This is a genomic window from Chloroflexus sp., assembly GCF_034432675.1.
Lineage (GTDB): Bacteria > Chloroflexota > Chloroflexia > Chloroflexales > Chloroflexaceae > Chloroflexus.
Genome location: NZ_DAOUBI010000158.1, coordinates 16,590 through 31,680, shown reverse-complemented (window position 1 = coordinate 31,680; position 15,091 = coordinate 16,590). Strand labels below are relative to the sequence as shown.

Annotated in this window: 9 protein-coding genes; 8 read left to right on the top strand and 1 reads right to left on the bottom strand. The window is 53.9% G+C overall.

All coding sequences use genetic code 11. From position 1 onward, the window contains the following. Positions 1-683: 683 nt before the first annotated feature. Both corA and VAE55_RS11920 read left to right on the top strand, forming a co-directional pair. The gene (gene corA / locus VAE55_RS11925; protein WP_322816005.1) at positions 684-1,649 is read left to right on the top strand and encodes a magnesium/cobalt transporter CorA; all 966 of its coding nucleotides are present in this window, start codon (positions 684-686) and stop codon (positions 1,647-1,649) included. After that, positions 1,643-3,124: a nuclease domain-containing protein gene (locus VAE55_RS11920; RefSeq protein WP_322816004.1), complete on the top strand. Its 1,482-nt coding sequence runs from the start codon at positions 1,643-1,645 to the stop codon at positions 3,122-3,124. Before corA ends, VAE55_RS11920 begins: the two co-directional genes overlap by 7 nt. A 152-nt stretch (positions 3,125-3,276) precedes the next feature. On the opposite strand, the gene VAE55_RS11915 is transcribed toward VAE55_RS11920, so the two are convergent. After that, complete coding sequence (locus VAE55_RS11915; RefSeq protein ID WP_322816003.1) at positions 3,277-4,428, bottom strand: hypothetical protein; 1,152 nt, start codon at positions 4,426-4,428, stop codon at positions 3,277-3,279. Positions 4,429-5,020: 592 nt separating this feature from the next. Here VAE55_RS11915 and VAE55_RS11910 point away from each other — a divergent pair. The 6 genes from VAE55_RS11910 (at position 5,021) to VAE55_RS11885 (ending at position 15,089) form a co-directional block, all read left to right on the top strand. Beyond that, positions 5,021-7,123, top strand: coding sequence for an ATP-binding protein (locus VAE55_RS11910; RefSeq protein WP_322816002.1), 2,103 nt, complete (start codon positions 5,021-5,023; stop codon positions 7,121-7,123). A gap of 251 nt (positions 7,124-7,374) precedes the next feature. Beyond that, a complete protein-coding gene (locus VAE55_RS11905) occupies positions 7,375-7,839 on the top strand; it encodes a response regulator (RefSeq protein WP_322816001.1) in 465 nt (154 codons plus the stop codon). A 27-nt stretch (positions 7,840-7,866) separates the two neighbouring features. Beyond that, complete coding sequence (locus VAE55_RS11900) at positions 7,867-9,954, top strand: putative bifunctional diguanylate cyclase/phosphodiesterase (RefSeq protein WP_322816000.1); 2,088 nt, start codon at positions 7,867-7,869, stop codon at positions 9,952-9,954. A gap of 492 nt (positions 9,955-10,446) precedes the next feature. Next, positions 10,447-11,328, top strand: a complete 882-nt coding sequence (locus tag VAE55_RS11895; RefSeq protein ID WP_322815999.1) for an alpha/beta fold hydrolase — start codon at positions 10,447-10,449, stop codon at positions 11,326-11,328. A gap of 13 nt (positions 11,329-11,341) precedes the next feature. Further along, entirely contained in the window at positions 11,342-13,378 is a 2,037-nt protein-coding gene (locus VAE55_RS11890) for a S9 family peptidase (RefSeq protein WP_322815998.1), read from the top strand. A 16-nt stretch (positions 13,379-13,394) separates the two neighbouring features. Beyond that, on the top strand, positions 13,395-15,089 hold the full coding sequence (locus VAE55_RS11885) for a fatty acid CoA ligase family protein (RefSeq protein WP_322815997.1): 1,695 nt from the start codon (positions 13,395-13,397) through the stop codon (positions 15,087-15,089). Positions 15,090-15,091 lie beyond the last annotated feature (2 nt).

Sequence of the window (15,091 nt, the reverse complement as noted above, 5' to 3'; positions counted from 1 at the left end):
CGTGACCAGGATGGGGAACGGTATGCCACGCGCCGGATCGCAAGCACGGCTGGCGCGGCAGCATGGCTGCCGCACGCCAAACGTCACGCCACGGGTAATGGTAGTCGGCAACGGTATCTACCCTGAAACGTGATCCCACTGGGTGCAGAGCTGCGGGGTAACCGCTGCAACCTCCACGTGATCGCAAGCACGGCTGGCACGGCAGCATGACTGCCGCACGCCAAACCGTATGACACGCGCATAACGAGCGGGTACGGCAATCCATCCAGCACGTGTTGGCACGGCTGGAGCGGCGCACTGTCATCGGGCCAGTCGCCCACAACAGCATCCATGGCGATCATACCCGCCGATACGCACGTGGTTGACACCAGGTATGGGTAATGCACAGGTCCGTAGGGGCGGGTTCACAACCCGCCCCCAGACAACCCGCCCCCAGACAACCCGCCCCCACACAACCCGCCCATCTGTATCATGCAGGCGACACCCACGGATCGTTGCGGAGACGACGAATGATCACGATTCACCACATATTCGGTGACAGGAAATGATACATTATATCAGTCAAGATCTGATATTATACTTATCAAGCGATCATTCTCGCAAATACAAACGTTCATCTCGTTGTTCACTGCACATCTTTCAGGGATGAGAAAATCTTTTTATCTAGGAAAGACCACAAATCGATGGTAACACTGCACACCTTTCAACGGCAACAGGTGCAACAGCTCACCGATTTCGATCAGATCAGCGAACTCCTTCTCCAACCACGCACCATGACCTGGCTCGATCTTGAACAACCGACAGACGCAGAGATTGCCCTGTTGCGCGAAGAGTTCGGTTTTCATCCGCTCGCGATTGAAGATGCACTCCAGATGCACGAACGACCGAAGATTGAAACCTACCCCGGTTACTACCTGATCATCTTCTACAGCGTTGAATATGATGCAAAGCAGCGAACATTACAGTTTCTACCGGTGGCTCTCTTTGTCGGTGCAAACTATCTAGTTAGTATTCACAGCAGCCCGGTGCGCCATGTGCAAGAGACGCTGGCTCGTTGGCAGAGTAATGGCTATATGCCGGGCTATCAGGCAAGCAGTGTCCTCTACGCGCTGATTGATGCGATTGTTGACGATTACTTCGTCGTGTTGGATGCCCTCGGTGAACAGATTGACGATATCGAAGACGAGATTTTTCAACGCGGTCGCCACGAAGTAGCCAGTGACATTTTCACCCTTAAGAAAGACCTTCTGTTGCTACGGCGCATTATCGCACCTGAGCGTGACATTCTGAACGTCTTACTGCGCCAGGAAGTACGTATCTTCCACCCCCGTGAGTTAACCTACGTTCGTGATGTTTACGATCATCTGGTGCGGATCACCGAGTCGATTGACCTCTACCGCGACCTGCTCTCAAGTGCGCTGGATAGCTATCTTTCACTGCAAGGCAATCAACTCAATCAGTTGGTAAAGGTCTTAACCCTCTGGTCGATTATTTTGATGTCCTGTTCACTGGTTGCCGGCATTTATGGGATGAATTTTGTGCTCATGCCCGAACTCGAACAGCCGTGGGGGTATCCGTTTGCACTTGGTTTGATGCTAAGTATTGCCGTTGGACTGGCAATTTACTTTAAACGGAGGCGCTGGTGGTAGATATACCACTACTGCTACTCGACGGTGTGCCACCGTCTGCCGCCATTATCATCGAACACCAGATAGTAGAATGGTCATGTTCTGTACCGGTCAATGCGACAGCACAACTAACAATTGACGGTACCGTTCTGGAACCATTTCTGCGACCAGGAGAAACTGTCTGGCGCTGGCGCTGGCAGGTGCCGGCAGGTGCCGGCGAGTATGAAGCTCATCTCACTATCACCTCAGCGACGATGCACAGCGAATGGCGTGACCTTATCCGGGTTGCACCATCGCTCCTCGATGCTCGCCGATATGCCATGTTGCTCAGCGATCTAACCCGCATAGCACCGGCGCTTGTGCATGCGCTGCGTGGCGGAAGGCAGGCGGCTGGCATAATTGGCCCCGGTCATTCAGACCCAACGGCACTGCTGGCACTCTTAACCGGATCGGCGACGCAACGCTTTATCACCGTGCTCGAACAATATCTGCGCCGTCCGCCGAAGCACCGTCTCCAACCAGATCGACCGCAGGAGCTGGGAGCCTGGCGTGAGCGACCCGATCCAGCCCGCTGGTGGATTCCTGTCGATGCCCATCCCATCCCAAAGACCAACTGGCCAAATCGAATTCGCCCCCTCCGTCCGCGATCTGATCCTGCTGAACGAGGTCTTCACGTAGCAGTTGCCGTGCTGGATCGGCTGATCGTCACTGTGCAATGGCTCTTATTCGTCGACATGCCATCTGACACCCGCACCCGCCTCGTGGCAATCAGTGGACGCTTGCGCACCTTGCGTGCTGACATCCCTGTTCCGCAATCCTCTCCGCCAGTACCGGCATCCTGGACGCCACGTACTCGTGAAGAGCGGATCATCCTGGCTTACCGGCGACTCTTGCGCCGCCGTCTGGGTGTCGGATGGGAACCCGACCTGCTAACCATCCCGGTGCGTGATGTCGCCAGGTTGTACGAAGTATGGTGTGCTGCCCAGGTTGCACTGTGCCTGGCACAACACCCAACCTGGCAACTCAACGCACAATCATTGTGCGAGGATGATCACTATCTTCGTCTGCCAACCCAGCGCCCACTGCTGTCGTTCGCCAGCTCTTCCGGTACAACCGTGCAACTTCGCTACCAGCCACGGTACGCACCCGACAGCCGGCCATTCTGCTCACTCGACCATCGGGTGCGCGTTCCCGATCTGGCACTTGAGATAATACCATTACAGGGTCAACCTTCGCTGATCTTGCTCGATGCCAAATACCGTAGTGACTCCGACGAATTACCGGCAAGCGCACTCGATGAGGGCTACAGCTACCTGGCCGGTATCGGTGATGGCCACGGGCAGCGGGTAGTGACGGCCATCGCCCTCCTCTTCCCATCCACCGGTGCCCCGGTTACCTACCCCAGTGGCGTGACGCTCTTACCCCTGTTGCCGGGTGAACCGCTGACAGCGTTGCGCGACTGGCTGGTGGGGTGGGTGGGGAAGGTGAGCGTTTAATGTGCTACCCGGTTCGTTAGGCTTTCTACTAAGCAAAACCGGGATTGCATACGTGCAGGTAAACGTACCTGCTCTGCTCCTCTGTACCATTGTTAGCATTGGCTGATAGATATTGAGCGCCGGAATGTGGCGAGTTACCACACCCCAACCCCCTACCCCCGCTCCGGTATCACACCCCAAACCAGCCATGAAACTCCTTCGTCGGTTTGTGGCAGGGCAACGGCTGGTTGATTGCCGATGGGGTACCAGTGTAATGCAGTGCCGCTGTTGGTTTGGACAACGGCAACAATGCCGCTGCCGTCGGGTGCCCAGCGGATGAGAAGCGGTATCTCGCGGAATGGTAGACGTAGGGGAGTGCGGGTGCCATCGGGTGATTGGCGGGTCAGGGTGAAGCTGAAGCCGTCGTTGACCCGCTCTACGGCAACAAACAGCAGGTCGTTGCCAATCAGGAAGGGGGCACGTGCGAGGATGCCGTCATTGCTCAGCGCTGTGGCCTGGCCGGTTTGTACATCTACCTGCCAGACGCCTGGGCCGGTGTCTGGCCCAATCAGTAAGAGCGCGGCACTGCCGTCACTACGCCAGACTGCCTCGCCGCAGAAGCTGTGCGTGCCTTCAGGGGTCACAGGTCTGCGCAGGGTTTTGTCCTGTGGATGCCAGAAAACCAGTTCACAATCATCGTAGAAGGTGGCAAATGATTCGACAAGGAGCGTGGTGCCGGTCGGGTCCCAGAGAAATGGGGCGTAGCTGCGTACTGATCGGCTGGGATTTAGCGGATTGTCAACCGGATCGTCGGCGAGCAGTAATTCGAGCGTACCGCCGCTAGCGGGTATACGGTAGAGACCATCAGGAAGATCGCGCGGCTCGCGGTTGTTTTGGAAACGAAGATAGATGGCGCTGCCGTCAGGTGACCAGCGCACGGCGCTGAGCTGATGTCCGGTCTCACTATAGATGACTTGTGGATTGCTACCGTCGAGGGCAGTGCGCACTAGCCGATCTCCGGTAGCTGCACCTACGACATAAATCAGCCCCGCAGTAGGATGTACATCCATATCGCTAATTGGGGGAATACCGGTTTGTTCAATCCGTTCACGGGTAAGCTGGCGGCGGGTTGCACCATCGCTTTCGATCCGGGCAATCTGACCACGGTCGAGGACGTAGAGTGGTGCCGGTAAGACGCGCAATCCCGGTGTTGGTTGCACGACCGTCGGCGGCGATGGTGTTGGCGGTGGAAGAGCGGTGCCACAGGCGACAAGGATGAGCAGGGTAGAGCAGAAGAGATAGCGTATAGCGATTTCACATTTCATAGTATAGAACAGAAGATATATTGGTTGAACCGGAACTTACTTCGTGTATCAATAACAAAACCTGCTACCGGATAGTGAGGTGTTTCATATATCCATTGAAAATTCTCCCTGTACACTTAAAGTAAGAACCTCGCCGGAATATCCTGTTGGGTAGGAGTAAGTGAAGACGATACATCCGCGCTTCCAATCGTAGTGTGTTTTTTCAGATGTATGTAGCTTGTGTCAATCACCGGTTACTGTTCGGTACACGCAACACACTTACTATTGTACAACTTTTCACAGATGTAAGGATCATTCTCCACGCTCTACGCACGTTGCTGGTAGGATAATAATGGCATCACTGTCATGATTGAGGCGTTTGTTAAGCAATGGATGTCATATATCAGACCCTATCTCATATGTGCTGGTAATGGTCATGGTATATACTGGTACCCAGCATACAATCTACCACTGAGGCAATTCAACATCGCTGCTGTACACTACCCTGACACGTAAAATATACATCATTCCAGGTTTTGCATTGAGAATGGTCTGAACAGGTTATAATACTTTCTATCTGGAATATCACGTATTTTAGGCCTTATCAAAATGTATGAATCTGCATCGGTTTCTATCAACGATCTGGCCGGCTGACCAACATCTTGAGTTGCTGTCTGGAAGTGAACGACAGCGAGTAGCATTTCTTTTATTCCCGATCTTTACCGTTTTGACCGTTATCACAGCCCTATACAGTATCATCACACCGTGGATTTACAATACACCTGCAATCCCTTTAATCGCTTCTGTAATCATGATCATCGTTTTTGCCACCGGTGCATGGCTGGTACAACGTAGTGCTATCTATATCGCAAGCGGATTGGTGTGTAGTGCGATCTGGCTCATTGTTACCTTCATTGTGTTTTTCACCGGTAGTTTACAGAGTTCTGTACTTTTGAACTACGTGATTGTCATGTTGTTAGCCGGGGTAGGATTTGGTTTAAGAGGTATTATTAGCGCTGTGTTAGCAAGTGGAACAGCCATCAGTGCAATGTTATTCCTGACGATGACCAATCGTCTGCCGACAATAACCCCGCTTTTAGAGTCACCACTGGCTTATGCGGTAACAATGCTGGTAATTCTTTCACTTGCCGGTACTATTCTGTCGGTTGTTGATATTCAACTGGTCACTGCAATTAAGGCGACCCGTGCTAAGAGTATTGAACGTGAACGTGTCGAACAACAACTTCGGCAGGCGTTGCTGGCAGCGCGAGCGGGTGCCTGGGAGTGGGACGCGATTGCTCGTACCATCCATTGGTCGCCAGAAAATTATCCACTGCTTGGCATGAATCCAGGGCAGGACAGGCTGAGCTTTCGTACATGGTTTGAGCGGGTGCATCCCGACGACCGGAAGGCCTTGCGGGAAGCTATCGACCGCGCTATACATCGTCGACAGGAGTTTACGGCTGAGTTTCGTGTTATCTGGCCTGATGGCTCTATTCACTGGCTACGAGTGATTGGTCAGCCGTTAGTGCAACCAGACGGTTTCGTTCAGGGAATGTATGGTCTTCAGATTGATATTACTGCTCAGAAAGCGATTGAAATTGAACTTGCACGCAGCGAACTTTACTACCGTACATTAGTCGAAGATTTACCGGCGCTGGTGTGCCGATTTCGGGCTGATGGAACGTTAACGTTCGTCAACGATCTGTATTGTCAGACCTTTCAACGTTCACGGGATGAATTAATCGGTTTTAACTTCTACGCCCTGATCCCCGCTAAGCAACGAGAACAGGTAGTGGCAGATATTGCCCTGCTTAACCGTGAGCAACCGACGATAGAACACGAGCACGAGGTAATTTATCCAGATGGCTCGATTGGCTGGCAGCGCTGGGGCAATCGCCTGCTCTTCGATGATCATGGAGAGCCGTTAGAATATCAGGCAGTGGGAATGGAAATTACGGTACGTAAGAAGGCGGAAATCGAGCGTGAGCATCTGTTACGCGAGCTAAAGGCCAGAAACAGTGAATTGGAGCAGTTTACGTATACAGTGTCACATGATCTAAAAAGCCCGTTGATCACGATTAAGGGCTTTGCCGGATACATTGAGCGTGACCTGGCTAGCGGGTATTTAGAACGAATACCGGCAGATATCCAGCGGATCAAGGTCGCTGCTGATCGGATGTATCAATTGCTGGAAGATCTGCTCAACCTGTCACGGGCCGGGCGTCAGTTGAGTCAGCCGTCGCGGATCGGATTAGGATTACTGATTAGCGAAGCTGCTGCCGGGGTGAGTGGTCGTTTAGCCGAACGGAATGTCTATCTCCATCTGCCGCCCAATCTGCCTGAGGTTTACGGTGACCGCACACGCCTGCGGGAAGTGTTTCAGAATTTGATCGACAATGCAGCCAAATTTATGGGTGATCAGCCGAATCCACAAATCTGGATCGATGCACGTCGTGCCGATCTCCCCGGTTTTGTACTGGTCAGTGTTCGGGATAATGGTATTGGAATTGAACCACGCTATCTCCAGCGGGTATTCGGCCTCTTTGAACGCCTGAACGCGCAGGTTGATGGTACTGGCATTGGGTTAGCCCTGGCGCGCAGGATTGTGGAAGCTCACGGTGGCAAGATGTGGGTGGAATCGGAAGGTCTGAGCAAAGGAACCACCTTTTATCTGACGTTGCCTGAGCCTCCGCGCCACGAAGGGAGGGTATAAGATCATATTGAGTAGAATGGCTCGCGTCCATGATAAGAAGGTGTGATAATGAATGAGTCTTGTACGATAGATCATGCGTTCATGGACATACTCGTATGATAGACTTATGCTATACACACTGACCGGTGGTGGTTGAGCAATGTACCTGTAGCAGCGAGGACCGGTGGGTGAGGAAGGTAATAAATACCGTGATGTATTCGCTGCTTGTATAACTTCCGGTGGTTCACGAATTGACATACAAGAGATGTGACATGTCAGCCAGCCCTGATCCAGTTGTTGTCTTACTTGTGGAAGACAATCTCGATCACACCGAGTTAATCACTCGTGTATTGAACGATCACCGTATTCCTAACCGAATTATCCATGTTGCTGATGGTGAAGCTGCACTGAACTATCTGCACCGAAAGGCTCAATTCGCCGATCCGACAACCAGTCCGCGGCCACATGTGGTATTGCTCGATTTGAATCTGCCGCGTTTGAGCGGTCTGGAGGTGCTTCAGGTAATGAAGACGGACTCAGCCATCAGCAATATTCCGGTGGTTGTGGTAACCACCTCGCGCGCTGAGAGCGATCTGCGCCTGGCCTATCAATTTCATGCCAACAGTTATCTGGTGAAACCGGTTGATTTTGAACAATTTAGCCGGATGCTGAATGATTTAGGTGATTACTGGCTGGAATGGAATCAGCTTCCCTATAATCCTCAGTATGTTGCCTGATAACATATTCAATACAGGTGGTTGTACGTGACTCTCCAAATCTTACTCATCGAAGATAATCCGGATCATATCGAATTAGCGCAACGGGCATTTGAGCAAGGGAATCATCAACTGATAGTCGTGGCATCGCTGACAGAAGCACGGCAATGCTTGAACGAACGATCTTTCGATCTGATCATTTGTGATTTGCTCCTGCCCGATGGGCGAGGTGATGAGCTGTTGGTTGCCGGTGCTGATGGCCTAACGCTACCGGTTGTGTTGATGACGGGTTACGGTGATGAGCGGGCTGCGGTATCTGCTTTGAAATCCGGTGCACTAGATTATGTTGCTAAAACGCCGGCTACGCTGCTCGATCTGCCACGTATTGCCGAACGGGCGTTACGTGAGCGACGACTCATCATCGAACGACAGCAGGCTGAACAAGCCTTACGACGGAGTGAGCGCCTCTTCCGGGCGATGATCGAGCGGAGTAGCGATGCGATTTCGATGGTGGATCGTGATGGCTTTATTCGCTACGCCAGCCCCTCAACGCAGACGTTGCTTGGTTATCCGACCGAAGGCTTTCTAACCCAGCCTGTCGAGGGTTTCGCCTTTATTCATCCGGCCGACCGTGAACGGGTTCAGCGGCTGTTTTTGGACATTATTCAGCAATCTGGTGCTTCAGCAATGGTTGAGTTTCGCGCACGTCATGCCAATGGTGGTTGGCGTTGGATTGAAGCAACGGCATCGAACCGGCTCGATGATCCGGCAGTGCAGGGGGTGATTGTTAACTATCGTGACATTACCGAGCGCAAGCTGATGGAATTACGGCTTCAGCACGGGGTGTTGCACGATGCGTTGACTGGCCTGCCTAATCGGGTTCTGTTGAGTGATCGCCTGAGTCAGGCGATCAAACGCAGCCAGCGTAACCCACAGTATCACTTTGCGGTGCTCTTTCTTGATCTTGACCACTTTAAGGTGATTAACGATAGCTTCGGGCATCCGGTTGGTGATCGCTTTCTGGTGACCGCAGCTTCACGGTTACACCGTTGTCTGCGTTCGATAGATACATGTGCCCGTCTAGGTGGCGATGAATTCGTTATTCTGCTCGATGATATTCACTCACTTGACGCTGTGGTGCAGGTCGCTAGACGGATTATTCAGCAATTGAGTTTGCCGGTTGAGATTGATGCCCAGATGCTTCACTCGTCGGTCAGTATTGGGATTGTCTTTGGTTCAGCGGAATACAACGATCCGGCGGAAGTATTGCGAGATGCCGATATTGCGATGTATCGGGCAAAAGCGAGTGGTAAATCGCGTTACGAGGTCTTTCATCCGGCAATGCGCGAAGCTGCTCAGGCGCGTTTAGCCCTCGAAAATGAATTACGGCGGGCGGTTGAACAGCGTGAGTTTATCGTCTATTATCAACCTATTGTGAACATCAGTTCAGGAGAATTGATCGGCTTCGAGGCATTGGTGCGCTGGCAACATCCGACACGCGGTGTCTTGACGCCAGCCGCCTTTCTTGAGGTGGCTGAAGAGGTTGGCTTGGGAGATGTTATCGGCTGGCAGGTGCTTGAACACGTCTGTCAACAATTGGCCGCGTGGCAGCAAAGCTTTCCCAATACCGCCCATCTGTCGGTGAGTGTCAATCTCTCGGCGCGCCAGTTTATGCAACCCGATCTCTATGTGCGCATTGTTCAATTGTTGACGCAATACAACATCTGGCCGAACTGCCTGAAGCTGGAGCTGACCGAGAGTGCCTTGATGGAGTACAGCCAGGAGGCTGCCGCAGTGCTGGCGCGTTTGCGGTCATACGGCATTCAGATTGCGATTGATGATTTTGGGGTGGGCTATTCTTCTTTGAGTTATCTGATCCAGTTGCCGATTGATCAAATTAAGATTGATCGCAATTTTATCATTCAGCTTGACCAGACTCATCATTCACAGGCGATTGTGAGTGCTATCGTCAATCTGGCCCGTAGTCTTAATCTTGAAGTGGTAGCCGAAGGACTAGAGACTACCGAGCAGGTTGACCGGATGCGCACAGTCGGTTGTCACTACGGGCAAGGGTATTTGTTAGGGTATCCATTGCCGGCAGCGGAAGCGAGTCGGTTTTTACAAGGGGGTGGGTAAAGGCTGTAACTAACGACGCAGCAGATCCGGTAGCGCCGAACGAGAGTTTCTTCAATGAAGACTCTGATGCAGTAGCCTACCCTACTCCTCCTATGCTGATCGCTGTGGCGTTGGCCTCCAACCCGCATGCAGGCATCTCCGCTATCACCGTTCGGTAACGAATGTGGCCGATACTGCACAGGTTGGAGGGTGGTATTTATTGCAGTTGTAGATAGCAACTCGGAGGGCGCACAGGTTGGAAGCCTGCCCCACGACCTTGCCATCTCTTCGGCTATCCGCGTCCTATACACGGCTCACACTGCGGCTGTCTCTACATGATGTTTCCCAGGATCGAGCACGATGGGATAGTACGTGCTGATGGGTATAGCGGTTGGCAACACTGATTCCTGTTTAGCCCACCAAAGAGTCATCCCTGAAGACACAACGCACAATGCGTAATCGTTGTATACTCACATATAGGCAAAAGCTGTGTTATTGGGGCACATGTCTCGCATGGTGATACATACCGAAGTACCGGCACCGATCCGCGCACTCTTCCCGTTTCACGTACACGAATATGCTCTGTCTGCCGGTGTGATGCGCTATGTGGATGAAGGCAGTGGGATACCGGTGGTTTTGCTGCATGGCAATCCGACATGGTCGTTCTTCTATCGTCGCCTGATCCCGCTGCTTCGCACACAACGGCGGGTGATTGCACCTGATCACCTGGGCTGTGGACTGTCGGATAAGCCGCAACATTATCGCTACTCGCTTGTCAATCATATCGCCAACCTGGAGAGCCTGCTGACCTGGCTTGATGTTGGGCCGGTTGATCTGGTTGTGCATGATTGGGGTGGGGCGATTGGAATGGGATGGGCGGTACACCATCCCGATCTGGTGCGGCGGATCGTGGTGCTGAATACGGCAGCATTCCTCTCGCACCATGTGCCGTTGCGAATTGCCGCCGGCAAGTTGCCCAGGCTGGGAGAATGGGTCATCCGGCAATATAATGCGTTTGCCATTGCGGCAACCACCATGGCAGTTACCCGCCCGTTACCAGCAGCGGTGCGCGAGGGCTATCTCTGGCCGTACCGGACGTTCGCCGACCGGATTGCGATTGCCCGTTTTGTGCAGGACATTCCACTGCATCCCGGTCATCCAACATGGCCTGTGGTTGATGCGATTGATCGTGAGCTGGTGCATGTGCGTGATAAACCGGTGCGAATTTTTTGGGGTGGACGGGACTGGTGTTTTGATGATCGGTTTCTGGCCGGCTGGCTACACCGGTTTCCCTCCGCTTACGTTACCCGTCTCGATGATGCCGGGCATTATGTGTTAGAGGACGCTTCCGATGAGATGATTACGCTGCTGGCGCACTGGTTGTTGTCAGAGTAAGAGGAAAATGTGTATGCGCGTAGAGTTACCTCAACCTCCTGTGGCTGATCGTAAGCCGGTGGTTATCCGGGTACAGGGTGATGAGATTGTTGATGAGTTTGCCTGGCTGGAAAACCGTGATGATCCCGCGGTGATTGCCTATCTTGAGGCAGAAAATGCGTATGCCGAAGCAGTGATGGCGCCAGCCGCCGCCCTCCGTGAGCGCCTCTACTACGAGATGCGTGGTCGCATCAAAGAAGATGATCGCGCGGTGCCGGTGCCGCATGGTCGTTATCGCTATTATTCACGAACAGAAAGCGGTGCCGAGTATCCACTGATGTGTCGTACCGAGGGTGATGATGGGCCAGAAGAGGTGCTGCTCGATCTGAACGCGCTGGCTGTCGGGCATGCGTTCTGTCGGCTTGGCCCATACGAGCCTTCTCCGGATCATCGTCGTCTCGCCTATGGTATCGACACCACCGGTGCGATTATTTTTACGCTCTACATTAAAGATCTGACTACAGATGATCTCATTGATGCGCCGATTGAACGGGTTGACAACGTAGCATGGGCTGATAAGCAGACACTGTTTTATACGGTCTACGATGAGGCGCACCGTCCATACCGTCTCTATCGCCATGTGGTGGGCACGTCTCCCGCTGATGATGTGCTGGTGTACGAAGAGACGGACGAGCGTTTTAATGTGAGTCTGCGCCGGAGTCGTTCGGGTGCGTATCTGTTTCTGACGTGCTACAGTCACGGTGGTACCGAGGTGTGGTATGTGCCGACGGCGACTCCGTTTGCTGAGTGGCGGGTGATCTATCCGCGCCGACCGAAGATTGAGTACTTTGTCGATCATCACGGGGATCGGTTTTATATCAGGACGAATGATGGGGCCGAGAATTTTCGGCTGGTGAGTGCGTCGGTAGACCATCTGACAGATGTGGTTGAGATTCTGCCGGAACGTGCCGATACGCTGATCGATGGTGTCAACTGCTTCGCCGACTATCTCGTCGTCTATGAGCGACGGGCCGGGTTGCGTCAGATTCGGATTAGTGATCCGGATGGAAACAATCCGCGGTATATCGCATTTTCCGAACCGGTGTATACCTGTACACCTGATGCAAATAAGGAATTCGTTACCGACCAGCTTCGGCTATCGTACAGCTCGCTGGTCACGCCGCCGTCTATCGTCGCCTACGATATGCGTCGGGGAACCTGGCAGGTGCTGAAACAGGAAGAGATTCCTTCGGGCTATGATCCGTCGCTCTATGTCAGTGAGCGGCTTTGGGCTTCAGCACCGGATGGGGTACAGGTGCCGATGTCGATTGTTTATCGCCGCGACCGACCGCGGAACAGTGGACCTTGCTTGCTGGTTGGATATGGCGCGTATGGCTACAGCTACGATCCTGCGTTCGACAGTAAGCGCCTGAGTCTGCTTGATCGCGGCTTTGTCGTGGCGATTGCCCATATTCGAGGTGGGCAGGAGTTGGGGCGGCAGTGGTACGAACAGGGACGGATGCTCCACAAGCCGAACACGTTTAGCGATTTTATTGCCTGTGCGGAACATCTGATCAACGAGGGTTACACCTCGCCGTCACACCTGGCGATCAGTGGCCGCAGCGCCGGTGGGTTGCTGATGAGTGCCGTGGTGAATGCCCGGCCTGACCTCTTCCAGGCCGTGGTAGCCGGTGTACCCTTTACCAATGTGATTATCGCCATGCTCAAACCCGATCTGCCGCTGACCGTTACCGAATGGGAGCAATGGGGGAACCCGGCAATTGAGGAAGAGTATCGGGTGATGCGCTCGTATGATCCGTACCTGAACCTGAAACCGGGTGCGTACCCACATATCCTGGCTACCGCCGGTCTGCATGACCTTCAGGTGCCGTATTGGGACCCGGCCAAGTGGGTGGCAAAATTGCGCACTGTGAAGACAAATGACACGATGCTGCTGCTGCGGACCAACCTGCAGGCCGGGCACAGCGGTCATTCAGGACGGTTCGCCCGACTCGAAGAGTTTGCCTGGGAGTATGCGTTTATCTTAACCGCATTGGGCATCCATGCGTAGAGAAGCAGAGGTCAGGATGCGCAACGAAGAACAGACCGCTGCGTGCGTCACCTTCACAGTGGTGGCCGGCGCGAACGTTGCCCGCCACCTGCCCTTGATGGCCCGGGAGCGTCCAGATCAGACCGCTGTTGTCAGTGGGGTCGGACGGGATCGGGCAGGGAAGGTCATCTACCGCAGACAGAGCTTTGCCGGTTTACACGCGGCCAGTGATCGGCTGGCGTGGGGGCTGACGGCTTATGGGTTACGGAAGAGAATGCGGGTTTTGCTGATGGTTCCGGCGGGTGTGCCGCTGATCAGCCTTACCTTTGCGCTGATGAAGGCCGGTTGTGTGCCGATTCTGATTGACCCGGCAATGGGGCGGCGGAATCTGGCTCAGTGCATTGCCGAAGTCGAACCAGAGGCATTCATCGGGGTACCGCGGGCGCATCTGTTACGGCTGATCTTTCCCCGCTCCTGTGCGACCATTAGATATGCCGTCTCGGTAGGACCGGCCTTGCCCGGTGCTGCTGCCTTACGCGAGCTTGACATACCGATGAAGACAGCGTTTCCGCTGGCGGATATGCGATCTGATGATCCGGCAGCAATTGTCTTTACCAGTGGTAGTACCGGTACCCCGAAAGGTGTGCTCTATACGCATGGGATGTTTGAGGCGCAGATTCATACACTGCGTGATCTGTTTGGGATTGCAGCGGGTGAGGTCGAGATGCCGGCCTTCCCGCTCTTCGCCCTGTTCAATGTTGCCCTTGGGGTTACATCGGCAATTCCACCCATCGATCCGACACGACCGGCGCAGTGCGATCCGGCAGCCGTGGTTGAGTTTATCCGTGATCTCGGCGTAACATCGACCTTCGGTTCACCGGCAATCTGGGAAAAGGTGACAGCGTATTGTCTGGCCCACGGTATTCAACTACCGTCGCTCCGGCGGGTGTTGATGGCCGGAGCACCGGTGCCAATCCATCTGCACGAGCGTTTGCATCGCATTCTATCGCCTACGGCTGATAGTTTTACCCCTTACGGAGCCACCGAAGCGTTGCCAGTAACTTCAATCAGCGGTCGTGAGGTACTGGCAGCGCATACCGAATCCCCCTCACCACTGGCCGGGACGTGTATTGGCTATCCGGTTCCCAGCGTTGAGGTCGCGATTATTCCGATCACCGATGAGCCAATTCACGCCTGGCAGGATACGCACCGCTTGCCGCCCGGCGTCATTGGCGAGATTTGTGTAAGTGGTGCCACCGTCACCCATACCTACGTCGGGCGGCCCCAGGCGACCGCGTTAGCCAAAATCAACGACGGCAACCGTATCTGGCACCGCATGGGTGATCTCGGTTATTTCGACGAACGAGGTCGGCTCTGGTTTTACGGGCGTAAAAGTCAGCGCGTGATTACGGAGCATGGAACGCTCTTCACCGAGCCGGTTGAGCGCCTCTTCAACCAGCATCCGGCGGTTGCCCGTTCGGCGCTGGTGGGGATCGGGAAGCCCGGTACACAATTGCCGGTTGTCGTTGTCGAACGGCAGCGTGATCAAGCCATTTCAACCTCACAACTCATCCGCGAGCTGCGACAACTGGCAACCACAACCGAAACCACAGCGATCATCCAGACCTTTCTGATCCATCCGTCTTTTCCAGTAGACATCCGCCATAACGCAAAGATTTTTCGCGAACAACTGGCCGATTGGGCCGCACGTCGCCTGTGTATATCTGTGTGAAA

Bases quoted from the DNA above. Each gene is read 5' to 3' on its own strand.
- VAE55_RS11890 (WP_322815998.1), top strand. From the start codon at position 11,342: ATGCGCGTAGAGTTACCTCAACCTCCTGTGGCTGATCGTAAGCCGGTG.
- VAE55_RS11885 (WP_322815997.1), top strand. From the start codon at position 13,395: ATGCGCAACGAAGAACAGACCGCTGCGTGCGTCACCTTCACAGTGGTG.
- VAE55_RS11910 (WP_322816002.1), top strand. From the start codon at position 5,021: ATGAATCTGCATCGGTTTCTATCAACGATCTGGCCGGCTGACCAACAT.
- VAE55_RS11915 (WP_322816003.1), bottom strand. From the start codon at position 4,428: ATGAAATGTGAAATCGCTATACGCTATCTCTTCTGCTCTACCCTGCTC.
- VAE55_RS11905 (WP_322816001.1), top strand. From the start codon at position 7,375: ATGTCAGCCAGCCCTGATCCAGTTGTTGTCTTACTTGTGGAAGACAAT.
- VAE55_RS11895 (WP_322815999.1), top strand. From the start codon at position 10,447: ATGGTGATACATACCGAAGTACCGGCACCGATCCGCGCACTCTTCCCG.
- corA (WP_322816005.1), top strand. From the start codon at position 684: ATGGTAACACTGCACACCTTTCAACGGCAACAGGTGCAACAGCTCACC.